Annotated in this window: 28 protein-coding genes; 18 read left to right on the forward strand and 10 right to left on the reverse strand. The window is 32.2% G+C overall.

What is annotated here, in order from left to right; genetic code table 11:
- The 6 genes from porT (at nt 1) to B5X64_RS13620 (ending at nt 4140) form a co-directional block, all read left to right on the forward strand.
- Nucleotides 1-783, forward strand: coding sequence for a type IX secretion/gliding motility protein PorT/SprT (gene porT / locus B5X64_RS13595; RefSeq protein WP_079465767.1), 783 nt, complete (start codon nt 1-3; stop codon nt 781-783).
- Nucleotides 784-920: 137 nt separating this feature from the next.
- Complete coding sequence (locus B5X64_RS13600; RefSeq protein ID WP_079465768.1) at nt 921-1223, forward strand: hypothetical protein; 303 nt, start codon at nt 921-923, stop codon at nt 1221-1223.
- Complete coding sequence (locus B5X64_RS13605; protein WP_079465769.1) at nt 1223-1510, forward strand: cell division protein ZapA; 288 nt, start codon at nt 1223-1225, stop codon at nt 1508-1510. Before B5X64_RS13600 ends, B5X64_RS13605 begins: the two co-directional genes overlap by 1 nt.
- Nucleotides 1511-1738: 228 nt before the next feature.
- Complete coding sequence (rny, locus tag B5X64_RS13610; protein ID WP_079465770.1) at nt 1739-3307, forward strand: ribonuclease Y; 1569 nt, start codon at nt 1739-1741, stop codon at nt 3305-3307.
- Between the two features lie 214 nt (nt 3308-3521).
- Nucleotides 3522-3713, forward strand: a complete 192-nt coding sequence (locus B5X64_RS13615) for a hypothetical protein (RefSeq protein ID WP_079465771.1) — start codon at nt 3522-3524, stop codon at nt 3711-3713.
- 241 nt (nt 3714-3954) lie between these two features.
- On the forward strand, nt 3955-4140 hold the full coding sequence (locus B5X64_RS13620) for a hypothetical protein (protein ID WP_074229264.1): 186 nt from the start codon (nt 3955-3957) through the stop codon (nt 4138-4140).
- A 58-nt stretch (nt 4141-4198) separates the two neighbouring features.
- On the opposite strand, the gene B5X64_RS13625 is transcribed toward B5X64_RS13620, so the two are convergent.
- Nucleotides 4199-4666, reverse strand: coding sequence for an acyl-CoA thioesterase (locus tag B5X64_RS13625; protein WP_066677263.1), 468 nt, complete (start codon nt 4664-4666; stop codon nt 4199-4201).
- A gap of 80 nt (nt 4667-4746) precedes the next feature.
- Between B5X64_RS13625 and B5X64_RS13630 the strand changes: the two genes are divergently transcribed.
- Together B5X64_RS13630 and B5X64_RS13635 are read left to right on the forward strand one after the other, a co-directional pair.
- Nucleotides 4747-5100 carry an arsenate reductase family protein gene (locus B5X64_RS13630; protein WP_079465772.1) on the forward strand — a complete coding sequence of 118 codons (354 nt, stop codon included), beginning with the start codon at nt 4747-4749 and terminating at the stop codon, nt 5098-5100.
- Between the two features lie 79 nt (nt 5101-5179).
- Nucleotides 5180-6355, forward strand: a complete 1176-nt coding sequence (locus B5X64_RS13635; RefSeq protein ID WP_164463405.1) for a WG repeat-containing protein — start codon at nt 5180-5182, stop codon at nt 6353-6355.
- A 126-nt stretch (nt 6356-6481) separates the two neighbouring features.
- Here B5X64_RS13635 and gcvT read toward each other — a convergent pair whose 3' ends face one another.
- Genes gcvT through idi form a run of 3 tightly spaced genes read right to left on the reverse strand, consistent with a single transcriptional unit; the run spans nt 6482 to nt 8569 of the window.
- Nucleotides 6482-7558 carry a glycine cleavage system aminomethyltransferase GcvT gene (gene gcvT / locus B5X64_RS13640; RefSeq protein ID WP_079465774.1) on the reverse strand — a complete coding sequence of 359 codons (1077 nt, stop codon included), beginning with the start codon at nt 7556-7558 and terminating at the stop codon, nt 6482-6484.
- Nucleotides 7559-7572: 14 nt separating this feature from the next.
- Entirely contained in the window at nt 7573-8049 is a 477-nt protein-coding gene (locus B5X64_RS13645; protein WP_079465775.1) for a hypothetical protein, read from the reverse strand.
- A gap of 10 nt (nt 8050-8059) precedes the next feature.
- Complete coding sequence (gene idi, locus B5X64_RS13650) at nt 8060-8569, reverse strand: isopentenyl-diphosphate Delta-isomerase (protein ID WP_079465776.1); 510 nt, start codon at nt 8567-8569, stop codon at nt 8060-8062.
- A gap of 240 nt (nt 8570-8809) precedes the next feature.
- Here idi and B5X64_RS13655 point away from each other — a divergent pair, with 240 nt between their 5' ends.
- The gene (locus B5X64_RS13655; RefSeq protein ID WP_076559648.1) at nt 8810-9214 is read left to right on the forward strand and encodes an LNS2 domain-containing protein; all 405 of its coding nucleotides are present in this window, start codon (nt 8810-8812) and stop codon (nt 9212-9214) included.
- A 97-nt stretch (nt 9215-9311) separates the two neighbouring features.
- Nucleotides 9312-10271, forward strand: coding sequence for a D-2-hydroxyacid dehydrogenase (locus B5X64_RS13660; RefSeq protein ID WP_079465777.1), 960 nt, complete (start codon nt 9312-9314; stop codon nt 10269-10271).
- A gap of 76 nt (nt 10272-10347) precedes the next feature.
- Here the strand turns inward: B5X64_RS13660 and mscL are convergent, their stop codons facing one another.
- On the reverse strand, nt 10348-10791 hold the full coding sequence (gene mscL, locus B5X64_RS13665) for a large conductance mechanosensitive channel protein MscL (protein WP_079465778.1): 444 nt from the start codon (nt 10789-10791) through the stop codon (nt 10348-10350).
- A 125-nt stretch (nt 10792-10916) separates the two neighbouring features.
- Here mscL and B5X64_RS13670 point away from each other — a divergent pair, with 125 nt between their 5' ends.
- Nucleotides 10917-12434 (forward strand): NAD(P)H-hydrate dehydratase, encoded by a 1518-nt coding sequence (locus B5X64_RS13670; protein ID WP_079465779.1) that lies wholly within the window; start codon nt 10917-10919, stop codon nt 12432-12434.
- A gap of 26 nt (nt 12435-12460) precedes the next feature.
- Here the strand turns inward: B5X64_RS13670 and lgt are convergent, their stop codons facing one another.
- Both lgt and yidD read right to left on the reverse strand, forming a co-directional pair.
- Complete coding sequence (gene lgt / locus B5X64_RS23050; protein WP_262511470.1) at nt 12461-13309, reverse strand: prolipoprotein diacylglyceryl transferase; 849 nt, start codon at nt 13307-13309, stop codon at nt 12461-12463.
- A gap of 448 nt (nt 13310-13757) precedes the next feature.
- Nucleotides 13758-14000, reverse strand: a complete 243-nt coding sequence (gene yidD / locus B5X64_RS13680; RefSeq protein WP_079465780.1) for a membrane protein insertion efficiency factor YidD — start codon at nt 13998-14000, stop codon at nt 13758-13760.
- Nucleotides 14001-14149: 149 nt separating this feature from the next.
- On the opposite strand from yidD, the gene B5X64_RS13685 reads away from it, so the two are divergent.
- Nucleotides 14150-15427 (forward strand): replication-associated recombination protein A, encoded by a 1278-nt coding sequence (locus B5X64_RS13685; RefSeq protein ID WP_079465781.1) that lies wholly within the window; start codon nt 14150-14152, stop codon nt 15425-15427.
- Between the two features lie 57 nt (nt 15428-15484).
- Here the strand turns inward: B5X64_RS13685 and B5X64_RS13690 are convergent, their stop codons facing one another.
- From B5X64_RS13690 to B5X64_RS13700, 3 genes are all read right to left on the reverse strand, one after another.
- The gene (locus B5X64_RS13690; RefSeq protein WP_066677241.1) at nt 15485-15919 is read right to left on the reverse strand and encodes a hypothetical protein; all 435 of its coding nucleotides are present in this window, start codon (nt 15917-15919) and stop codon (nt 15485-15487) included.
- A 114-nt stretch (nt 15920-16033) separates the two neighbouring features.
- Nucleotides 16034-18235, reverse strand: coding sequence for a DUF2339 domain-containing protein (locus tag B5X64_RS13695; protein WP_079465782.1), 2202 nt, complete (start codon nt 18233-18235; stop codon nt 16034-16036).
- A 65-nt stretch (nt 18236-18300) separates the two neighbouring features.
- Nucleotides 18301-18720, reverse strand: a complete 420-nt coding sequence (locus tag B5X64_RS13700) for an acyl-CoA thioesterase (protein ID WP_079465783.1) — start codon at nt 18718-18720, stop codon at nt 18301-18303.
- 134 nt (nt 18721-18854) lie between these two features.
- On the opposite strand from B5X64_RS13700, the gene dnaA reads away from it, so the two are divergent.
- From dnaA to B5X64_RS13730, 6 genes are all read left to right on the forward strand, one after another.
- Entirely contained in the window at nt 18855-20309 is a 1455-nt protein-coding gene (gene dnaA / locus B5X64_RS13705; RefSeq protein WP_079465784.1) for a chromosomal replication initiator protein DnaA, read from the forward strand.
- Nucleotides 20310-20412: 103 nt separating this feature from the next.
- Nucleotides 20413-20883 carry a low molecular weight protein-tyrosine-phosphatase gene (locus tag B5X64_RS13710; RefSeq protein ID WP_079465802.1) on the forward strand — a complete coding sequence of 157 codons (471 nt, stop codon included), beginning with the start codon at nt 20413-20415 and terminating at the stop codon, nt 20881-20883.
- A gap of 24 nt (nt 20884-20907) precedes the next feature.
- Nucleotides 20908-21606 (forward strand): SAM-dependent methyltransferase, encoded by a 699-nt coding sequence (locus B5X64_RS13715; protein ID WP_079465785.1) that lies wholly within the window; start codon nt 20908-20910, stop codon nt 21604-21606.
- 140 nt (nt 21607-21746) lie between these two features.
- Nucleotides 21747-22124: a hypothetical protein gene (locus B5X64_RS13720; RefSeq protein ID WP_074230230.1), complete on the forward strand. Its 378-nt coding sequence runs from the start codon at nt 21747-21749 to the stop codon at nt 22122-22124.
- A gap of 140 nt (nt 22125-22264) precedes the next feature.
- Complete coding sequence (locus tag B5X64_RS13725; RefSeq protein WP_079465786.1) at nt 22265-23332, forward strand: DUF2891 domain-containing protein; 1068 nt, start codon at nt 22265-22267, stop codon at nt 23330-23332.
- Between the two features lie 6 nt (nt 23333-23338).
- Nucleotides 23339-24190: a helix-turn-helix domain-containing protein gene (locus tag B5X64_RS13730; protein WP_228418917.1), complete on the forward strand. Its 852-nt coding sequence runs from the start codon at nt 23339-23341 to the stop codon at nt 24188-24190.
- Nucleotides 24191-24215 lie beyond the last annotated feature (25 nt).

A 24215-nucleotide genomic window follows, 5' to 3' on the forward strand; every position in this document is an offset into this window, starting at 1 on the left:
ATGAATAAATTTCTATTAAAAGCTCTGGTTTTAGCCTCAGTTAATATTGCATTCTTTGCAGATGCTCAATTTAGAACCCGTAACAGGATGGACAAGTTGGAAGACTTCGACCAAAAGACAGTCAGCTGGGGTTTCTATTTGAATGCAAATATGATAGACTACAAAATTGTGTTTAATCCTCGATACGGGATGTATGAGAATCATAATCTTGTATCTTCTAAAGAAAGCACAAGTTTTGGAGCAGGTCTTATTGCCAAGTTTAGATTGAATGATTATTTAGACGTAAGGGTAGAGCCGGGTTTGCAGTTTGCTCAAAGACAATTGACTTTTAATACAGATACTAATTCAATGTATAAAGATGGAAGTTTGACTAACGCTCCATTTATTCCTATCGCTTTAACAGATAAAGACAGAATAAGAGAAATTAAATCTACTTTAATTGATATTCCTGTGATGCTAGAATTACACGGGCAAAGATGGTACAACTCAAGACCATATGTTGCAGCTGGTGTAAATTACATTGTTAATCTACAGTCAAACTCAGACTCTCCAGATGATAATATGCAGCAGGTTTTCAGATCTACAACGCATAATTTTGCTTGGTCTGCAGAAATGGGAATTCAATTCTATTTTAATAAATTTAAATTAACTCCAGCAGTAAGAGGTACATTCTTTATGAATAATGAGATGGTTGCAGATAATGCTACTACGCCTCCATATTGGTCTGCAGCAGTTTCTACATTACAAACAAGAGCGGTTATGTTTGTATTGAAATTTGAATAAGATAATATAAAATTAATATAAAAAGGAGGTGCTTGGCATCTCCTTTTTTATTTTTGACAAAATATAGAGATTATTATTTTCATCGGTACTAATATTTTCCTATTTTTGCTAATAGTTAGAAAATTTATAAACCTGAAATGCTTCAAGAATTAGAAAATAATTTTTCAGAAATAGAAAAAAAGATTTTGAGCCTCCAAAAAAGTTATCAAAATTTATCTGAAAAATATTTAGAATTAAATAAAGAGCATACTGAGCTGAAGGCGAAATATGATGAAGAAAGGAAAAAAAATCAGGTACTGGCAGAAGAACAAAAAAATATAAAATTGTATTCAGCAATATCAGGAAATCCTGAGCACAATAGACTTATGAAAAACCATATCAACAGATTGGTAAAAGAAGTAGACTTTTGTATTGCACAGCTTCAAAATAGTGGATTATAATGGAGGTAAGGAGAATAACCATCAACATTGCAGGAAGAGTATATCCGCTAAATGTACCCGCAGCAGAAGAAGAAACTCTGCGTAAAGTGGGGAAGCAAATTGAAAATATGATTAAAGATTTTGAACAAAATTTTGATGTAAGAGATAAACAAGATGCTTTGGCAATGTGTGCCCTAAAATTGGGAACCAATGCAGAAGTAGTTGCTCTGAATCATGATAAAAATATAAAATCAACCAACGAAAGATTAGCAGAAATTAATCAGTCGCTGGACGATATAGGAAAATAGAATTTTTTCCGGAAAAAACTGCCTACAGTAATTCTAACACATTAAGGTAAACTCAACACTAAACAATTAATGTTCGAAAGTCTTTTCAATGGCGTGCTGCACTACGCAGATTACAGAGAGAAGGAATCAGATCAAATCGTGGAGATCAGGAGTTTACTCTAAATCTATGAATTGCTGTGGGTTTTTTTATTTTTAAATTAACAAGACAATTAAAAACTCAATATATATATGACAACAGCCATAATAGTAGGCGTTATTTGCTTAGTAATCGGTGCCGTAGCAGGGATGTTTTTCTCTAAAAGTTCACTGAATACAAAAGCTAAATTCATTGTAGATGATGCAAAAAAGAACGCTGAAAACCTTATAGAAAAAGCTAATGTACAAGCTGAATCCATAAAAAAGGAAAAAAACCTTCAGGCTAAAGAAAAATTCTTAGAACTAAAGTCACAGCATGATTCAGATATTCAGTCTCGCGAAAAGAAAATGCAGGATGCTGAAAAAAGAACGAAAGACAAAGAAAATAAGCTGAATGACGAACTTAGTAAAGCCGGAAAATTAGAAAAGGATCTTGACAGACAGATTGCTGATTATGCTAAGAAAAATGAAATTTTAGAAAAAAAGCAAAGCGATTTAGAGCAGGCAACTGCAAAAAAAGTTGAAGTGCTGGAGAAAATCTCAAACTACACGGCAGAAGAAGCTAAAGCAGAATTGGTAGAAACCATGAGAGCAGAGGCTAAAACCAGAGCTCAGGCGCACGTTCAGAGCATTATGGAAGAAGCTCAGTTGAATGCTAAAAGTGAAGCAAGAAAAATCGTTATTCAGACGATTCAGAGAATTGGTACAGAACAAGCGATTGAAAACTCAGTTTCGGTATTTAATATTGAATCTGATGAAGTAAAAGGTAGAATTATCGGTAGAGAAGGTAGAAACATCCGTGCTTTGGAAGCAATGACTGGTGTAGAAATCATCGTTGACGATACTCCGGAAGCAATTCTTCTTTCATGTTTTGACCCCGTAAGAAGAGAGATTGCAAGATTATCACTTCATAGGTTGGTTACAGATGGTAGAATTCACCCTGCAAGAATTGAAGAAGTTGTAGAAAAAACAAGAAAACAAATCGAAGAAGAAATTATTGAGGTTGGTAAAAGAACTATTATTGATTTAGGAATTCACGGGCTACACCCAGAGTTGGTAAAAATCGTTGGTAGAATGAAATACCGTTCTTCTTACGGTCAAAACCTTCTACAGCACTCAAGAGAAGTTGCCAACATCGCTGCAACGATGGCTGCAGAATTAGGATTAAATGTAAAATTAGCTAAAAGAGCAGGTCTTTTACACGATATCGGTAAAGTTCCTGAGCAGGAATCTGAGCTTCCACACGCTCTTTTAGGAATGCAGTGGGCAGAAAAATATGGTGAAAATGCAGAAGTTATCAATGCAATTGGAGCTCACCATGACGAAGTGGAAATGACTTCTTTATTATCTCCAATCATCCAGGTTGCCGATGCAATTTCAGGAGCAAGACCAGGAGCAAGAAGACAGGTTTTAGAATCTTATATCCAAAGACTAAAAGATCTTGAAGCTGCAGCATTAAGTTTTGAAGGAGTTTCTTCAGCATATGCAATTCAGGCAGGTAGAGAATTAAGAGTAATGGTAGAAAGCAATAGAATAAACGACGAAATGTCTTCTCAGCTTTCTTATGATATTTCTGAAAAAATTCAAAACGAATTAACGTATCCAGGACAGGTGAAAGTTACGGTAATCAGAGAAACAAGAACGGTAAATATCGCGAGATAATATATTTTATTCATCAATAATACGAAAGACCTTTCAAGAAATTGAAAGGTCTTTTTTAATGAAAACTTATTAAGATCAAATTATTTTTATGAATTCTTATTTTTTAATTAAATTATATGTAAACATTTAATAATATTTTTTGTTTTATTTTGGTTTGTTGGTGAATTATATTTAAATTTGATAATCAAACTATATTAATTGAAAAACAAATCACATGACAAACAACATTTTAAAAAACGCGAAAAAATTAAAACAAGCTGATCTTAAAAACATCGTAGGAGGAGTAAGCGGAAACCCTGATTTATCTCTTTGTGGATGCGATTGCGCAGGAGCTGTTACAGGTCCTTACTATTGTACACAGTATATAGCTTGCCCTCAAGTGTATACTTGCAAAGATGTATATTAGATCTTGATATTAAAAAATATGGATCTGCCCCAAAACTGAGGCAGATTTTTTTATTTTCAATGTCATATTTTATTCTTTATATATTTTTCTAAGTTGATTCATACTGTAAATATCGTAGATACTCAATTTTTAAATTCAATGATGTGTAATGATTTGAAAATATTTATTATTTATTTACGTTCTATTTAGAAATGATATTTAAATTTAATCATCAAACTATATTAATTAAAAAACAAATCACATGACAAACATTTTAAAAAACGCGAAAAAATTAAAGCAGGCTGATCTTAAAAACATCGTCGGAGGAATTAAAGTTGGAAACCCAGATCTATCTCTTTGTGGATGCAGTTGCACAGGAGCCGTTACCGGACCTTCATATTGTACACAATATATGGGCTGCCCGCAAGTTTATAACTGTAAAGACTAAAATATTAAACCCCTTCTAAAGATAATTTGGAAGGGGTTTTTACTTTAAAAATAAATCTTTACAAAAAAGGTTTCATTTCATCCTCGATCTGTGTTCTCAAATCCATAAGGCGTTTTGCGTATTTTTCCTGTTGTTTTTCTTCTTCAGTTTCAGGAATCCATTTCGGAACAGGAAGCTTCTTTCCATTTTCATCTACGGCTACAAATACAATGATGCAATGCGTTTTCTTATCAAAAGTAGGCTGTTTCAAGTTTCTTGAGAAAACATTGATCGCAATATGCATACTCGAAGAACCAGTGTAAATTACCTGTGCTTCTACTTTTACAATTTCACCGATCTTAATAGGTTCGTAGAAACGGATTCCACCCACGTAAACTGTCACAGAATAATTTCCGCTCCATGTTGTTGCGCATGCGTATCCGGCTTGGTCGATCCACTTCATCACACTTCCGCCGTGTACATTTCCACCATAATTTACATCTGAAGGCTCAGAGATAAACTGAAAAGTAACAGGTTTGTTATCCATTTTTTTTAATTTTAATAAAGGTATTTAATAATTTTCAGAATTTTATATTTAGCCTTACTTTTGAAGATTAAATTTTAATTATGAAAAAAGTTTTTCATCTTAATACCTGCGACACTTGCAGAAAGATCTTAGCGCAGTTTGATTTATCAGATTGGGAAAAAAGAGAAATAAGAAAAGAGCCGATCACCAAAGAAGAGCTTGAAGAAATGTATAAGCTTACAAAGTCTTATGAAGCATTATTCAGCAAAAAATCTACGCAGATTAAATTGAGAGAATTAGATGTAAAATCGTTGCAAGAAAATGATTTTAAAGATTTGATTTTGGATCATTATACTTTCCTAAAACGTCCGGTTTTTATTACTGATAAAGAAATTTTTGTAGGAAATGATAAGAAGAATATAGAAGCTTTGAAAGTATTTTTTGGAGTGGAGTAGTTTTACAACAAATTCACTAATGGTAAAGATTTTTTTTGAAGAATATACCCAAACCCGATAGGTTTTCTAAATGAATAGAATGAATCATAAAATTTACATAATATTATTTTTGACATTTATTAATTTACTTTGTTCTCAGGATTTAAAACAATTTAAGAACATTCAAGAATTAAATAATGAAGAGTTAAAGATTTATAAGATTATAAAAGATGTTGTAAATGAATCACATAAGACAGAAGGTGTTTCTTTTTTTGATATTTATTCTGTAACAGAAGACGAACATTTTTTTTATTTTGAAACCTACATTTATGGAAAGCCTGAATTTCAAAATTGTAGAAAACAGTATTTAAGTGCTACTTATTTAATATCATTTTCTTTAGAGAAGGTAAAAATAATTGATACAAGTAAAGGAGAGTGGGTCACAAATTCTCGAAGAACCTCTTCAGAAGATATAACTTATTCCTTAGATATATTAGATGGTCGTAAAAACAATAATTCATTTCGTAAAAATTATATTAAAAGACTTTTAAGTAAAACACCAATTTTAAATTCAAAATATAAGCGAGCGATCTATGATGAAAGTTTGACTAGAAATAAAATTGATGAAAGTTTATATAAAAATGTAAAACAGGTTTCCTATGTAGATCAAAAAATTGCGATTTCATATGAGAATAATAATTATGGGATAAGAAATAATAAAGAAGAAATTTTGCTTCCTTTTGAATATCAAGATATACAATTGACTAAATCCGGAATTTTAGTTTCCAAAGAAAATAAATATTATTTTTTAGATCATATTACTTTTAAGAAATTTAGTGATGATTATGAAAAAGTTAATTTTACACTTGATTGTTATAATTTTTTTGGTGAGGATGTAATGGTAGTTAAAAAAAATGGAAAGTTTACCATTTTAAATATGGAGTTAAAACCTTTGTTGCCAAATTTTTATAAGGAAATAAAAGTAGTTCATAAACTAATTTTAGCGAAGAATGAAGATGGAAAATTAGTTTTAATAAAGCCAAATCCTCTAAGAGAAACAAATATTGTATATGACGATATAAATAATATTGATGACAATTTTATAATTGTTAAAAATGATAATAAATACGGAATAATTGACCAAAATGGAAATAAGATCGTTTCAATAGAATATGATAAATTGGAATATGATCATAATTCAAAAAGTTTTATTGGAAGCAAAAACCAAAAGGAATTTTTATTTCCTCTCAATAATCTTACATCTTTAAAGAAATAAAGATAATTCGAGTAATAAAATACAATTGACTGAGGTTACAAAATGAGTGATTTGTATCAAATTAATATTAAAAAACCGCTTCATCAATAATGATAAAGCGGTTTTGTATATTTAAAAAATATCTGACTATACAAATGGCATTTTTACCACTTTTGCAGGGATATTTTTGTTTCTTACCTGAATAAAGATTTCAGTTCCCAATTTGAAATGAGGCTTGTCAACATAAGCGATTCCCAAACCTATTTTTTTCATCGGTGATTGAGTTCCTGAAGTTACTTTCCCGATTACATTTCCTTCTGCGTCTACCACAGGATAATCATGTCTTGGAACACCTTTGTCTGTCAGCTCGAAACCAACCAGTTTTCTGGTTACCCCTTCTTCTTTTTGTTTTGCGAAAATTTCTTTAGAAACAAAGTCTTTGTCAAACTTCGTGATCCAGCCTAATCCGGCTTCCATAGGAGAGGTTGTATCATCGATATCCATTCCGTAAAGGCAGAATCCTTTTTCTAGTCTTAAAGTGTCTCTTGCAGCCAATCCACAAGGAATAATTCCTTCTTCTGCTCCGGCTTCAATGATAGCATCCCAAAGTTTTTCTGCAGATTCGTTGTTGAAATAAATTTCAAAACCACCACTTCCTGTATATCCAGTGTTTGAAATGATCACATCGCTAACGCCAGCAACGGTACCAACGGTAAAGTTGTAATAAGGAATTTCTGAAAGGTTAGTTTCTGTTAATTTCTGAAGAATTTCAGTCGCTTTCGGTCCTTGAATTGCCAATAAAGACATTTCGTCTGAAGCATTGGTCATTTTTGCACCGAAACTGTTGTATATTGAGATATGATTCCAGTCTTTATCAATGTTTGAAGCATTTACCACTACAAAATATTTCTCATCTTCCATTTTGTAAACGATAAGGTCGTCTACAATTCCTCCATTTTCGTTTGGAAGGCAAGAATACTGAGCTTTTCCATTTTCTAAAACATCCACATTGTTGGTTCCCACAAACTGCAAAAGATCTTTTGCACCTGCTCCTTCAATGAAAAACTGTCCCATGTGAGATACGTCAAATAATCCTGCTTTTTCTCTTACTGCAAAGTGTTCTTCCGTTACTCCGGAATATTGCACAGGCATTTCAAATCCTGCAAAAGGTACTATTTTCGCTCCTAAAGAAACGTGTTTGTCGTACAATGCTGTTTTTTTCATAGGTAGATTTATTTCTATTTTTTTATTTTAAAACTTTCAAAAGTTTCGTTAAAAACTTTCATGTAGTTTCCGTTCCAGTGTTTTTGTTGGCAATTGATGCTTACAAGAAAAAAGTTTTTATCTTTCTGATATAATTTTGTAAACCAGAATAGCTTTTCTTTTTCATCAAAATATTCATACTGATATTCTGAATATCCTTTTTTAGTGCCTGTAATTTTTACTTTTTTCTCGTCATCCTGAGAGTTATACAACGCCAGAATAAATTTTTTCACTTCTGTTTTGGGTAAATCCAAATCATGATATTCTGAAATTGTAATTGCACCGATTTCATTGGTGGGGAAGATGTTTACAATTCCATCGTCATTCGTTGCCTTCCAGGTATCGGGCATTGTGATTGAATAATTTTCGCTTTCATAAAGCTCAGTTCCCAATTTCTGAGCATGCGAATAAACGCTCAGTAAAAATGTGGTCATTAATACAATTTTTTTCATCGGTGTGTTTTTAAAAATGATGCTTATATTCTTCCAGAATGATTTTAAACCATTCTGTAAATTGTTCGGGATGTTCAGAAATTTCTTTGTCTAAATTTTCTAACGAAATATAACGGACTTCCTCAACTTCATCTTTATTTAAATTAAATTCTGAATGATAAGTTCCGGTAAAAACATGGTCGAGCTCGTGCTCCCAAAGTCCGCCTCCAACGTCTGCTTTATAGATAAAATGAAATTTTTCTGAAAGTTCGGAATCAATTCCCAGTTCTTCATTTAATCTTCTTTTTGCTGCTTCAAGATAGGTTTCTTCAATTCTGGGGTGCGAACAAACTGCATTGGTCCATTGGTGAGGAGAATGGTATTTTTCTGCAGCTCTTTTCTGCAACAACATTTCACCGTTTTCATTAAATAAAAAAACTGAAAAAGCTCGATGAAGTAAGCCATTAATATGAGCCTGCTGTTTTTCCATCAAACCTAAAACTTCATCTTTAGGATTTACCAATACTACGAATTCTTCCATTCCTACAAATTTAAGTTTAAAACGTGATTTTGTAAAATAAATGTTTAGTTTTTTTAATTATTTATGAAATTTTAGCTTTTTTGAATACATAAAATACTAATGATGTTTATGAAAAATGTAACGAAATAATAGTTTTTGTTGATTTTAAATTTGATTTTGTGTTAAAATTTTAACATAAACTAAGATTAATATGACTGTTTGGATGAGAAAGTGTAACTTTGCACTTTAAAATTTTGAACGATGGAGCTAGATTATATTGAGCATATCAGTCCGATTCTAAAAGATGGAATTAAAAATTATCTTATTGATATCGACGGAACAATTACAGAAGATGTTCCCAACGAAGAGCCGGAAAGAATGGTGACTTGCGAGCCTTTTCCTGATGCTTTGGCAACTGTGAATAAATGGTACGACGAAGGGCATCAGATTTGTTTTTTCACTTCAAGAACTGAAAATTTAAAACAGATTACCATTGATTGGTTAGACAAACATGGCTTCAAATACCACAGCGTCTTGTGTGGTAAACCAAGAGGAGGAAATTATCACTGGATTGATAATCACCTGGTAAGAGCTACAAGATACAAAGGCAAATTTACCGACTTGGTAGAGAAGCAGGTAACAATAGAAGTTTTTAAAGAAGATTAAATCATACGGAAGATTTAAAGATTAAACGAAAGGTGAAAACCAAAAATTCTTTTAATTTTTAAATCTTTTTACATTTTAAATAGATTATAAGTTAGTTATGAAAGTTTTAGCAAACGACGGTTTAGATCAATCTGGGATTGATGCATTAACTGAAAAAGGCTTTGAAGTAATTACTACAAAAGTTCCGCAGGAGCTTCTTTTAGATTACATCAATGAGCACAAGATTCGTACAGTTTTGGTAAGAAGTGCGACACAGGTAAGAAAAGATATTATTGATAATTGTCCGTCATTGGAAATCATCGGTAGAGGTGGAGTAGGAATGGATAATATTGATGTAGATTATGCAAGAGAAAAAGGAATTCATGTGATTAATACGCCCTCTGCTTCTTCAGAATCGGTTGCAGAATTGGTTTTTGCCCATTTATTTTCTGGAGCCAGATTTTTGCAGGATTCAAACAGAAAAATGCCTTTGGTTGGAGATACCGAATTTGCATCGCTTAAAAAAGCTTACGCTGCAGGTATTGAGTTGAAAGGAAAGACCATCGGAATAGTTGGAATGGGAAGAATCGGTCAGGAAGTTGCTAAAATCGCTTTAGGTTTAGGAATGAGAGTAATTGCTGCTGATAATATGGTTGGGAAAGCAAGTATTAAAGTAACTTTCTACAACAATCAGTTCATTAATGTTGATATCGAAACTGAACCTTTGGAGCAGGTTTTAAAGCATTCAGATTTCATTACACTTCACGTTCCGGCTCAGAAAGAAGGCTATATGATTGGTAAATCTGAGTTTGAAATGATGAAAGATGGTGTTGCTATCGTTAACTGTTCAAGAGGTGGTGTGATTGATGAAACTGCTTTAATTGAAGCTTTAGATTCTGGGAAAGTAAGATTTGCAGGGCTTGATGTTTTCATTAATGAACCGACTCCTTCAAAAGAAATTATTACGCATTCTAAAATTTCTGTAACGCCGCATACCGGTGCTTCAACTTTGGAAGCTCAGGATAGAATTGGACTTTCTTTGGCAGAGCAGATTTCAAGTATTTTTCAGATTCAGTAAAAATATTTTTTTATCATGATAAAAAAATCCGCCGCAACTTTTAGTTGCGGCGGATTCATTTTATGTAATATTTTTATTATTTCTTTTTTAATTCATCACGAATTTCAGAAAGTAATTGTTCTGTAGTTGTTGGTGCAACAGGCTCTGCCGGAGTTTCAGCTTCAGTTTTTCTCATTCTGTTGATTGTTTTTACAAGCATGAAAACAACCAATGCAAGAAGTATAAAATTGATCGCTACCGTAATGAAATTTCCGTAAGCAAAAATTGCAGCATCCGGAGCAAGTTCTTTAGCTTTTGCCAATGTTGATCCCGCAGGAATATTTTCAGCACCTTTTCCTATTGCGAAATAAATACTGCTAAAGTCTGGTTTTCCAACGATTGCAGCAACGATAGGCATGATTAAATCATCAATCATACTCGTTACAATTTTTCCGAAAGCCCCACCGATAATTACACCGACTGCTAGATCAAAAGCATTCCCTTTAACGGCAAATTCTTTAAATTCTTTAATAAATCCCATAATTTATATTTTTAATTGTTTTAAACAAAAGTATCATTTAAAAATAATAAATCTTAAATGTTTTGGGTATTTTTTTTGCTTTAAATTATCAGAAATTATAATTAAATTGAAAAAAAACGATCAAAATGAAAATTTTTACTGTAGAAAACATCAGATTAGCTGATCTTTATACCATTCAGAATGAGCCGGTTTCGTCTGTTCAATTGATGGAAAGAGCTTCTTCACTTTGTGCAGAATGGATTTTTTCAAATTGTAAACATCATACAAAATTTGCAATATTTTGCGGAAACGGTAATAATGGTGGTGATGGTTTTGCCATTGCGAGAATGTTGTATCTGAAAGGCTTTGATATAGAAGTTTTTATCAATAAAGAGCAGTTGAAATTCTCTGATGAAGCTTTAATTAATTATAAAAGACTGAAAGATATTTCCGGAATTTCATTGAGAGATTTTAATGAAACTTTAAGATACAATTTTGATGAAAAAACAGTATTCATCGATGCGCTTTTCGGAACCGGATTATCAAGAAAGCCGGAAGGAATTTTTAAAAAGGTGATTGAAGTTTTAAACTCAAAAAATAATCCTAAAATTTCAATTGATATTCCGTCAGGACTATTTACAGATCAAATCAATCATGAAAATTCAACCATATTTAAAGCTGATTATACATTGACTTTTCAATTCTGGAAAAAAACTTTTCTTCATCCTGAAACTGGAAGTTTTGCCGGAAAAGTTATTGTTTTAGATATCAATTTAGCTCAGGAATTTATTGAAAATACTCCAACCGATGATTTTGTAATTGATGATGAAGTTATTCTAAATATTTTTAAAGTAAGACAAGATTTCGCCCATAAAGGCACTTATGGAAAATCAATTATTGTTGGCGGAAGTTATGGAAAAATAGGAGCTGTAGTTTTGGCTACAAAATCTGCTTTAAAAACGGGTTCAGGGTTAACGTTTGTTTTGGCACCGAATTGTGGGTGTGAAATTCTCCAAACAAGCGTTCCGGAAGCAATGTTTATTGATGGTGGTGAAAAAAATATTAGACAAATTAAAGCTCAGGAAAATACTGTTTTTGGAATTGGCCCCGGTTTAGGAACAGAAAAAGAATCGGAAAAAGCTTTGCTGGAATTTCTTGAAAATCATCAATCTCCTTTAATTTTGGATGCAGACGCTTTAAATATTATTTCTAAAGATAAGAGCTATTTAAAATTAATTCCGAAAAAATCAATTATTACACCACATCCGAAAGAATTTGAAAGACTTTTCGGAACAACGGAAAATTCATTTGAAAGATTAGATTTAGTCAAAACAAAAGCAAAAGAATTAAACATTTGTATTGTTTTGAAAGATCATCATACGCAAGTGGTAACTCCAGAAGGAACAGTTTTTTACAATATCACCGGAAATTCAGGTTTGGCAAAAGGCGGAAGCGGAGATATTCTTACAGGAATTATCACTTCACTTTTAGCTCAAAAATATACTGAAGAAGAAGCTACGATTTTAGGAGTCTGGCTTCACGGAAAAGCTGCAGATTTTGCTGCCGAAAAATACTCTACAGAAGCGATGCAACCCACAGATGTAATCGATGAGATTGGTAATGTCTTTCTTTATTTAAACAAAAAAGCCACAACTCAGTTGTGACTTTCAGATTTTTATGTGTTTAAAAATTATTCAGGTTTTGCATTTTCAGCTTCTGTAATTTTTAAATTTTTAGAATAAAGCATAATGATAAATCCTGCAATCATAAATGGAATTGATAAAACTTGTCCTGTATTTAATCCTGCAAAAGAAATAAACTCGTCACCTTGTGGCTCTTTCAGGAATTCTACAAAGAATCTGATTGCCCATAGAATGATGAAGAATAAACCAAATAACCATCCTTGCTGATATTTTTTGTCAGTTTTTCTGTATAAAGTCCAAAGTAAAATAAACAATAAAACGTAACCTATCGCTTCAAATAACTGAGTCGGATAACGCGGAATCGTCACACCATATTCACTGCTCTGTTGTGGGAAAAGGATCGCAAATGGTGAACTAGGATCAACTGGTTTACCAATGATTTCAGAGTTGAAAAAATTTCCCATTCTTACAAAAGCTCCACCTATCGCAACTACAATTCCTAATCTGTCATACACCCAAAACGGATTTTTCTTGATGATTTTAAACGAATAATAAAGCGTCGTTAGAATTACAGCAATCGTTGCTCCGTGACTTGCCAATCCAGAAAAACCGGTAAATTTAAAACCGTTTTTTGTACTGATCGGTAAGAAAACACTCCAGAAATCTTCTTTAAATAATTCAGGCTGATAAAAAATAACGTGTCCCATTCTTGCTCCTAGAATGGTGCCAATTAATGTCCAGGTAAAAATAGGTTCTACATATTTCAGGTTTACATTATCTGTTTGATACATTTTTGTCATTAAAACATATCCTATCCCAAATGCAAAAATAAACATCAAGCTATAAAAATGCAGCGTAAAAGGTCCCAATTGAATTCCGGGAGTGATATCCCAAATCTTAAATGGAGTTTCTAGTGAAACTGTATCGGTTGGGGTGACTGCTTTTTTAGTTTTTAATGCATATTTGAGTGTTTCAATCTTATCTTCAGAAATGTTTGAATTTTCTACAAGCTTAAAATCTTTATCAAAAAACTGATAGTTTGCGTTCTTGTAATTATTGATAAGAATTGCATTAGAATGATAAGGATCTGCTTCAACATTGGCTTTGGTGAAAATAACCAAAGTATTGTCATTGGTCACTACATCAGCAAAATTATTGATATTTCTAAATTCTGTACTTGCATAAATTTTTACAGGTAAGTCTGCAGAATTGATTTTTAATGTTCCGTCAGATAAACTGTCTTGATGATTCTGTGCAAAAAAACATTGGGTAACCAATGCAAACAGCACAAGATAAATTCGGAAGAAAGTATTACTCATTTTTATTTGTTTATTATTGAATATTTTATTTTTTTGGAGGAACAGGGTCATAACCGCTTCCACCCCAAGGATGACATTTTGAAATTCTTTTTACACCCAGCCAAAATCCTTTAAAAATACCGTGAACCTGCAGAGATTCTACCATATAATGTGAACAGGTAGGTTCGTATCGGCAATTCTTGGGAAGTAAGGGCGAAATAAACCATTGGTAAAATTTAATGAGAATTACCAAAGGTGAAGTGATGATTTTGTTAAATGAAAATTTCAAAACATTGCAAAAGTAGGGTAAAAAATTGAAATTTAGTTTAAATTTGTTTGAAGTTTCAGACTGTAAACAGATGATTGGTTGGATAAATTAATAGCTTTATGAATTCTGTTTACTTTCACCAAATATTTAAAATTCAAATAGATAAAATCTTGAATCATAACACTCCTTTAGCAGAAAGATTAAGACCAAAAACCTTAGATGAAGTTTTAGGGCAGGAACATCTAACCGGTGAAAAAGGTACGATCCGAAAGATGTTGGAAAACGATGCCTTGAATTCTCTTATTCTTTGGGGGCCTCCCGGAACAGGAAAAACTACTTTAGCGGAAATTATTTCTGAAAAATCGGGACGTAAGTTTTTTAAACTTTCGGCTGTTTCTTCGGGGGTGAAAGATGTACGAGATGTGATAGATGATGCTAAAAAGCAGAATCTTTTCTCAGGAAAATCGCCTATTCTTTTCATTGATGAAATTCACCGTTTTAATAAATCTCAGCAGGATTCTCTTCTTCATGCTGTAGAAAAAGGTTGGGTGGTTCTTATTGGTGCAACGACAGAAAATCCAAGTTTTGAAGTGGTTTCGGCATTACTTTCTAGAAGCCAGGTGTATATATTAAAGGCTTTAAGCCATGAAAAGCTGGAAGAGCTTATTGATATTGCATCAGATAGATTTAATAAAGATGAAGGAACTGATTTTACGATTAAAGAAAAAGAAGCTTTCATTCAGTATTCTGGTGGTGATGGCAGAAAGCTTATTAATTCTGTAGAGTTGGTCTTAAATCAGTTTAAAAATTCTGATAATAAAGCAATTTCAAACGATGATGTGATGTCGATTCTTCAGGAAACGATGGCGCTTTATGATAAAAATGGCGAGCAACATTATGATATTATCTCAGCTTTCATTAAATCAATGCGTGGAGGCGACCCAAACGGAGCAGTGTATTGGTTGGCAAGAATGATTGCAGGTGGGGAAGATATTAAATTTATCGCTCGAAGAATGCTTATTCTTGCTTCTGAAGATATTGGTTTGGCAAACCCGAATGCTTTGGTAATTGCGAATAATTGTTTTCAGGCGATTAACGTTATTGGAAATCCAGAATCGAGAATTTTACTGAGTGAAACGGCGATTTATCTTGCAGTGTCTCCAAAAAGTAATTCAGCTTATATGGCAATTAATGATGCATTAGCCTTTGTGAAGAAAACCGGAAATCTTCCTGTTCCTTTACATTTGAGGAATGCTCCGACAAAGCTGATGAAAGATTTAGATTACGGAAAGGAATATAAATATGCCCATTCTTTTGAAGGAAATTTTGTGAATCAGGATTTTCTGCCGGAAGAAATAAAGGATGCCAAATTCTATGAGCCCGGAAATAATGCCACCGAAAAGAAAATCTACGAAGAGCTTAAGAAAAAATGGAATAACAAATATTAGTCATAAAAAAAACGGATGTTCAAAAGAGCATCCGTTTTTAAATATAATTTGATTTTATTATTTTGCTGTAGTCGTAATGAATACAGATTTTACACCGTTATAATCCTTAACTTCTACTTGTTGTGCAATTTCTGCATATATTCTCATATTGGTATCTTTAAACTCATATCCTTCAATGATTACAGGAGTATCTTTAGGAAGATTGTGCTGCTCGTTATATTGCGCTAAGCTTACATTATCTAAAGGACCTACATTGTTTTTAAACTTAACCTCAGTAAGGCCTTGGTCTGCAATAAAGCTGAATTTTTTAAGTTTTTGAGGTAAATTAGCCGCTTTGTATGCCTGCTTACTTTGTACATATTCTTTTTGGTTTTCAAACAATGTTGTTGTACCCACCATATCTCCTAAAACAGCAAATTTTACCTTTGTATTTTTCTGAGCAAATAATGTTGCAGATGCAAAAATAAATAGAGAATATAGAATTTTTTTCATAGTTAATAATATAAGTGTTAAAAACGTGATAAATATACTTACTTTTTGTAAAATATCAAGGAAAATTTTAAATTAATTGTAAAATATTGATGGATAATAGTTTTTGGAGCGATTCTAAATATCTTCATCTATAGAATTTTCATTTTTTTCTACCAAATTCTTAAGCATGTTTTTAAATTTTTGAAACATGAATGAACTCAGCAACAAAATAATTCCTAAAATAATAAAAGCGATAATTCTTGAAACGTTATCCATTTGCCAAACATCATAAAGATATAATTTGAGAATGGTAATGCCGAGTAAACCAAAACCTATTTTGTTGAGTTCCGGGATGTTCTTTTTCAGACCTGCGAAAATAAATCCACAAGATAAAACTGCCCAAATAATAGGAAGATACAGGATACTGAAATATTCCTGCAGTTGAAAGATATTCTGATAAGTCGTGTTATTCGAGAAAATATAAATTCGATAAATCTCAAAACTTACAGAAAGGATGCAGACAATTGAAACAAGTAAATAACCAACTTTTTGCTTTAAAAATTCTGATTGTGGGGTGAGTTTTATATTTAAATATACAAGTGGTGCCAAATAAATCAAATGAATCCAATAGAAACTCAATCCAATTTCCTTTGCTATTATTGCAAGTACAATTTGTGAATTTGTAATGTGTGCAATAAATAAAAATAACAAACCATAAATCAGCAGATTTTCTAAATCTCCAGAAATGCTTAATCTTTTCTTTAGTATTAACAATAAACTTGTGAAAACAATGCTATACAAAAAGCTGTACGTAATGATAACAACAAAATGTTGCGAAGAAAGCTGATAAAGCAATTCAAATAAAATAGAAAGGTAAATCACTCCAAAGCATAAAACTTTAAAAGCGTTTTCAAAAAACTCGACATCGCTTTTTTCTTTGGATTCTTTCTTCAGTAAAATTAAATTGAAGAAACAACTTGCAATAACCACTAAACTCGTCAGAAAAACAGGATTTAAAATTAGAGTTAAATGTTTTTCATTATTTATATATTCAGTCCAGGTCATTATTTGAGACAAAATAACCAAGGGGAAAAGCAGATAGAAAAATATTTTGAAAATATTGTGATTGGTTTTTTTCCATATATATAATAAAAGCGATGCTTCAATCGCCCAAACACTTGTGATGAGGTGGGTTTTAAATTGTAATGCAACAGCTAAAGTCAAAAGACTGATGCCAATTCCTGCAAAAACTGAATAATTTCTTTCAAACTTTTTATTCTGATATTCTCTGAACGCAAAAAATATATTGATGAGCGCAAAACTGAGTGGGAAAATACTTAACGGTTCGTATTTTAAAATAGAGAAAATATAAACCAATCCAAGGGTGCTCGAGAAATTAATCAGAACCAACATCAAAATGTCAAGTTTAGAAAGCAGATTTGTTTTAAGGTAATTCTGAAGCGCAAAAGCGTAGAATACAATGTAAGTAACAATATAAAATATAATACTTGTGAGATCGGTTTTCTCAATAGTCCAGAAATAAAGATAGATTGCTGTGAAAATAAAAGCAATCCAGCCTACACTTTTCCAGTTTTTCAAATAAACGGTAATCAGCATTCCGATATTTAAAAGAGATAAATAAGTGAAAAGGAAAATATAATTGCTTTGTCCGGTACTGATCATCAACGGCGCAAGAAATCCTCCGAACAATGAAAAAATAATCAGCGTCTCGCTGTTATAGCGATAAGAAAGGGCAATTGAGAGCAGAGTTATCGCACAGGTAATTACAAATGCCGTGCTCTGTGTAAACAAATGATATTCTCTGAATGCAATGGTTGTCGTAAAATAGAGTACGGAAATTCCTCCGCCCATAATGATAGACGAGAAAACGGTGTAGTTTTTTCTGATGAAATGTGCGGTGATGATAAGAATAAATCCTGCCAAAAAACCAATTCCCATTCTTGCGCTTTCACCGATCCAGTTTTTATCGATGGCGTATTTTACAAAATATCCTATTCCTAAAACTAAGGTAAAGATCCCAATGATCGTAAGAATATTTTGTTTGATGAAATCAGAAAGTGGGGTCAGCCAATCCTTTTCAGGTTCAGAATTACCTTCAATGGTTTCAGGAATTGGTTTTTGTTCAACTTTATTTCCATTATTGAGTAAAGTTTCAGACTTAATAGTTTCCGTGGAGGTTTGTTCTTGTTTTTCAATTTTGGCTTTGTCTTTTGATAGTTCAGAAATTTTCTGTTCCAGAATTTGGATTTTTCTGTTCAGCTTTTGATGGACTAAGACAATCAGTATAATTAGTATGGTGATGAGTGCGTAGATCATTCATTTGATTTACTACCAAATATAGTGATTTGAAAGTTAAACCTTTGAAAAACCTTAAGCCAGATTTAATGGTCTTCTTCTTTCCAATTTTCTTCTATTAATTTCATTAAAAAATCCGGACATTTAATTACTTTTTGGGTTTCTGAATTTAAAAAAAATAGATTAGTGGAAGCTTCAGTAATTTTAATTCCGTTTTCGTTATAAATTTCATATTCAAATTCAATTCTTACTCCCGGAATTTTTCTCATAAAAGTGTGAATTTCTAATTTTTGATCGTATAGTGCTGGTTTTAAATACTTAATTTTATAATCAGAAACTGGAAGCCAAATTCCTTGCTTCTCGATCTCATCATAAGAGATTCCAATGCTGCGAAAAAGTTCCACGCGACCCAATTCAAAATACGTTGCATAATTGCCGTAATAGACGTATTTCATAGGATCTGTTTCTGCGTAACGTACTCTTAATGAGTGTGTTGAGTGTATCATTTTTACTGCTTAATTATACATACAAATATATTTTTAAATAATCAATATGCGAATATTTTTTTTTGAAAATAAAATATGAGACCTTTGTCTTCCTCCTAAAACGACTCACTAATAGAATTAATCGGGGCATAAAAATGAACGAAAATTTAATGATGATATGGCAGAAGTGCCTTCAGTTTATGCGTGACAATCTTAACGCAGCTGAAGATAATTCTGATCTTAAAAAACTTGAAAAATCTTTCGATTTACTATTCGACAAAATACAACCAATTTCATTGGTTGACAATAATCTTACGTTGATGGTACCGAGTGATTTTTATAAAGAATATATTGAAGATAATTATCTGTCATTACTTTCTGCTGCCTTAAAGAAAAATATCGGTAAAGGGGTAAAGCTTTGGTATTCTGTAATGGAAAATAAACCTAGCGGTTTAGAAAAAGCTGTTACCATGAATATGAAAGGGAAGTCTGTTCCCACTCCAAGAGTTCAGGAAACCATGCCTCAAGGATTTTCTGGGAATATTGTAAATCCTTTTGTAGTTCCGGGAATTAAAAAAGTAAATATTGATTCTAATCTTAAAGCAGATTTTTCTTTTGATAACTATGTAGAAGGAGAAAGCAATAAATTTGCATCTACTGTGGCAAGATCAATCGCTAAAAGACCTGGAGCAACTGCTTTTAACCCTTTGTTTTTATATGGAGGTTATGGAGTAGGTAAAACACACTTAGGTCAGGCTGTAGGTTTGGAAGTAAAAAGCCAGTTTCCTGATAAAGTAGTTCTTTATTTATCTTCAGAAAAATTTATTCAACAGTTTATTTCGGCTGCGAAAGCTCATAAACAAACAGAGTTTGCCAATTTTTATCAAATGGTAGACGTTCTGATTATTGATGATATTCAGTTCCTTTCTGGAAAATCAGCAACTCAAGATAGTTTCTTCCATATTTTTGATTATTTGCATCAGAATGGAAAGCAGATTATCCTTACTTCAGATAAGGCTCCGGTTGATATTATGGATATTCAGGACAGAATTGTTTCCCGTTTCAAATGGGGACTTTCTGCAGAGATCAAATCTCCGGATTTAAATACACGTAAACAGATTATTCAAGCTAAATTAAGCAGAGACGGTATCGTTCTTACTGATGATATGCTTGATTTCCTTGCTGCAGAAGCAAAAACAAATGTAAGAGAATTAATTGGTATCATTAATTCTGTTATCGCTTATTCTACGATTTATAAATCAGATTTAAGCTTAGAATTATTAAAAGAAACCATCAGTAAGATTGCAGCTAACCAGAAAAAAGTGATCAACATTCCTTATATTCAGGATGTAGTTTGCGATTATTTCGGAATTAAAAAAGAGCAGCTTTTATCTAAAACAAGAAAAAGAGAAATTGCACTTCCGAGACAGTTGGCAATGTATTTTTCAAAAGAATATACTAATGCTACTTTTAGCAAAATTGGTGAAGAAATGGGTGGTAAAGACCATTCAACGGTAATGTACGCTTGTGATACCATTAAAGATGTTTCTAAAATTGACAAGGAAATAAAAAAATACGTAAAAGATTTAACGGAAAAAATAAAAAATTAATTCTGTACAAAATATTTATAGAAAGGAGAATAGGCTTATTCTCCTTTTTTATTTAGCTTTGTTTGAAGAAATATTATTAATTAAATTTTTAAATGATATTGAAATGAAAATTTTAATGGTCTGTCTCGGAAATATTTGCAGAAGTCCTTTAGCTGAAGGAATTATGAAATCTAAACTTTCCGAAGATTTTATTGTAGATTCAGCCGGAACAATTGATATGCATCAGGGAAGCAATCCTGATAAAAGATCGGTAAAAACCGCTGCCAAATATGGAATTGATATTTCAAAACAAAGTTCCCGACCGATTACTACAGAAGATTTAAATCACTTTGATAAAATTTACTGTATGGATTTGAGTAATTTAAAAAATGTAATTTCTTTAACTCAAAATGAAGAGCAACGAAGCAAAATTTCATTATTAATGGAAGCTGCAGATCTGAATCATGCTTCAGGAGAAGTTCCGGATCCTTATTGGGATGGAATTGATGGCTTTGAAAAAGTCTATCACCAATTGGATGAAGCCTGTGAAAAAATCGCCGAAAAACTTCTCATTTCCAAAACTCAAAACTCATAATTTACAACATATAACTTACCAAAAATGCTTTTTCTACTCCCAGCTTACCTTTCAGAAAACACGTCAATCAGTCATTTTTCGCCTGTGATAAAAGATTACATTATGCAGACCGATTATTTTTTTGTAGAAAATGAAAAAACAGCAAGAAAAGTTGTAAAGTTTTTTGCACCGGAAAAAAAACAGTCTGATCTGAAACTTTTTTTGTTGGATAAATACACAGAAAACGCCGATATCAAAGAAGCTCAGGATCGAATGATAGACGGTCAGGATTTTGGTTTACTTTCTGAAGCCGGACTTCCATGTATTGCTGATCCCGGAAATTTAGTTGTAAAATGGTGTCACGAAAAAAACATTAGAGTAATTCCTATTTCAGGACCTTCATCGATTATTTTAGCTCTAATCTCAAGCGGTTTTAATGGTCAGGAATTTACATTTAACGGATATTTGCCGATTGATAAAAGCGAAAAGAAAAAGCAAATCATGCATTTGGAATCAATGGTTCAGAAAACTGGCTATTCGCAGATTTTCATGGAAACGCCATACAGAAACAATGTGCTTTTCGAAGATTTGACCAAATTTTTATCGCCAAATACAAAACTTTGTATTGCTGCGAATATCAATGATCCTGACCATGAATTTATCAAAACTAAAACAATAAAAGAATGGCAAAAACAAAAACCGGAATTGCATAAAATTCCTGCCGTTTTTGTTTTAGGTAAATAATGTCATTACAAACCTAAGGTGAAGTAATCTTCAATAAATTGCATGAAAATATATCTTAAAAAATAATTTAACAGCCATTAACACATCCTTTGCATCATTCTTGTCTACTTACAGATATATATAACTTTAAAAATCATATTATGTCTGAAAAAAAATTAGCAGGACTTTGGATCGATTCTCAAAAGGCCATCGTCGTAAAAAATCATGATGCACAGAATGCCTTTAAGTTTTTTCTTTGTAGTCCGGTAAAAGCCGTAATCCAGCATGGAAATTCAAGCGAAAATGCAGGAAACAATGCAGAACAAACCAATAAAGTGAAATTCTTCAAAGAAGTAGAACACCTTCTTACAAATTCTGAAGAAGTTTTAATTACCGGTCCGGGAACCATTCAGGAAGAACTGAAGCATTATCTCCACGATACCGCTCAATTTAAAAATTTAAAAATAACTTTGGAATCGTCTCAGCAAATGTCTGACGAACAGGTTTTAGAAACTGTAAAATCGCATTTTAATGCGTAATATTGTTTCATCTAAATAAAAAAAATCCGAATATCATTTGATGTTCGGATTTTTTATTTTCTTGATTATATAAAAATGTAATTGATATCAATTTTAAAAACTATGCTTAAAATCTAGATTTACTTTTATATTTTTATTGAATGAAAAAAAGTCTTTTAGCATTGGCATTTTTACCGGTTTTAATTTTTGCTCAGGAAAGCCCCAAACTGACGGATGAAATGGCGATAAAGTTATCCGAAAAACCGCTTCATTGCATCAATCAGGAATATCCGAATAAAACGGCACATATTATTAATAATGCTAATGAAGTAATTTTGACACCGAAAGATCTTCATCCAAGTTTTTATGGTTGTTTTGATTGGCATAGTTCAGTTCATGGTCATTGGATGTTAGTTCGATTGCTAAAAACAAAACCTAACTTATCGGTTGCTAAAGACATTGAGAAAATACTTGATAATTCATTTACAAAAGAAAATTTACAGACTGAAGCCGATTATTTTACGAAATATCAGTTAACAACGACTTTTGAAAGAACGTATGGTTGGGCATGGTTATTAAAGTTAGATGAAGAATTAATGACCTGGAATCATCCGAAAGCCAAAATCTGGCATCAGAATCTAAAACCTTTAACGGATAAAATTCTGAGTTCTTGGAAAACTTATCTTCCGAAGCAAACGTATCCCAACAGAACGGGAGTTCATCCCAATACAGCTTTTGCAATGGTTTTTGCATTAGATTGGGCAAGAGCAACAGATGATAAAACTTTTGAAAACGAATTGATTGAAAAAGCAAAATATTTCTATTTAAATAATACCAAAACTCCGGCATATCTTGAACCAGATGGTTCTGACTTTTTCTCGCCAAGCTTGGAAATTGCAGATTTAATGCGAAGAATTCTTCCTCAGAAAGAGTTTGTAAAATGGCTTGATCAATTTTATGAAAAGAGAAGTATCGAAAATATTGAGAAAATCCCTGTAGTAAGTGATTTAAGCGATTATCAAACCGTTCATTTAGTAGGTTTATCTTTTACCAAAGCTTGGTGTATGAAAGGAATTGCAAAATCTCTTCCCGATAATCATCCGCTGAAAAAACAATTTCAAAAAACAGCTAATATCTTTTTAAATAATGGACTTCCGCTTTTATTTCAAGGGAATTATGGTGGAGATCATTGGTTGGCAAGTTTCGCAGTGTATGCTTTAGAAGATTAAATTGAAATGGATAAAATGACTGCTTTAGAAAAATTCGGAGTTGATGTTTTTACGCAATACAATATTTTCGAAAGAATATCTGTGGATAAACCTTTCCGGCCTGATAATCCGGCTTTTATCTTTATTAAAAGTGGATCTATAAAGCTTCGTCAACATTTCAACGATCTTGAGCTTACTGCCAATACATTTATGGTGACAGATCCGCAAACGGTCTATGAGATGATTTCTGTGAGTGATGATTTCCAGTCGAGAATGGTTTCTTATAAACGTGAATTCATTTCTGCTTTGTCGTTGAAATTCAATAGGTTGATTACGTATCGGTATTTTCGACAGCAAATGAATGTAGGAGTTCCTTTTTCTCAGAATGATTTGGATTTAATTTGGAAAAGTGTCAATTTTTTAAAATATATTTTAGATTCTGAAACAGAAATGACTTATAAAAAAGAAATTGTAGAGCATCTTTTTTCAGTTTTTTGTTATCAGATTGCAGGAATTATTTCTAATGAAGATAGCCGTGCAATGAATCAGATGTCGAGACAGCAAGAGATCGTTTTTGTTTTCCTAAATGATTTGTCGTCTCACCATCTTAATAATAGAACAGTAGAGTTTTATGCCGAGCGACAGTCGATTACAACCAGACATCTTTCGTCGGTAGTAAAGTCGGTAACGGGAAAGTCGGCAAGTCAAATTATTGCTTCTATTGTAATCAATGAAGCTAAGGTCTACTTAAATTCTTCAAAAATGCCTATTTCAGAGATTTCTACAATACTAGGTTTTAGTGATCAATATTCTTTTTCTCATTTTTTCAAGAAACATTTAGAGATAAGCCCGAGTCAATACAGACAACAATATCAATAACTGAATCCTACATTTGAACATCTTT

This window comes from Chryseobacterium balustinum, assembly GCF_900168205.1.
Taxonomy (GTDB): Bacteria; Bacteroidota; Bacteroidia; order Flavobacteriales; family Weeksellaceae; genus Chryseobacterium; species Chryseobacterium balustinum.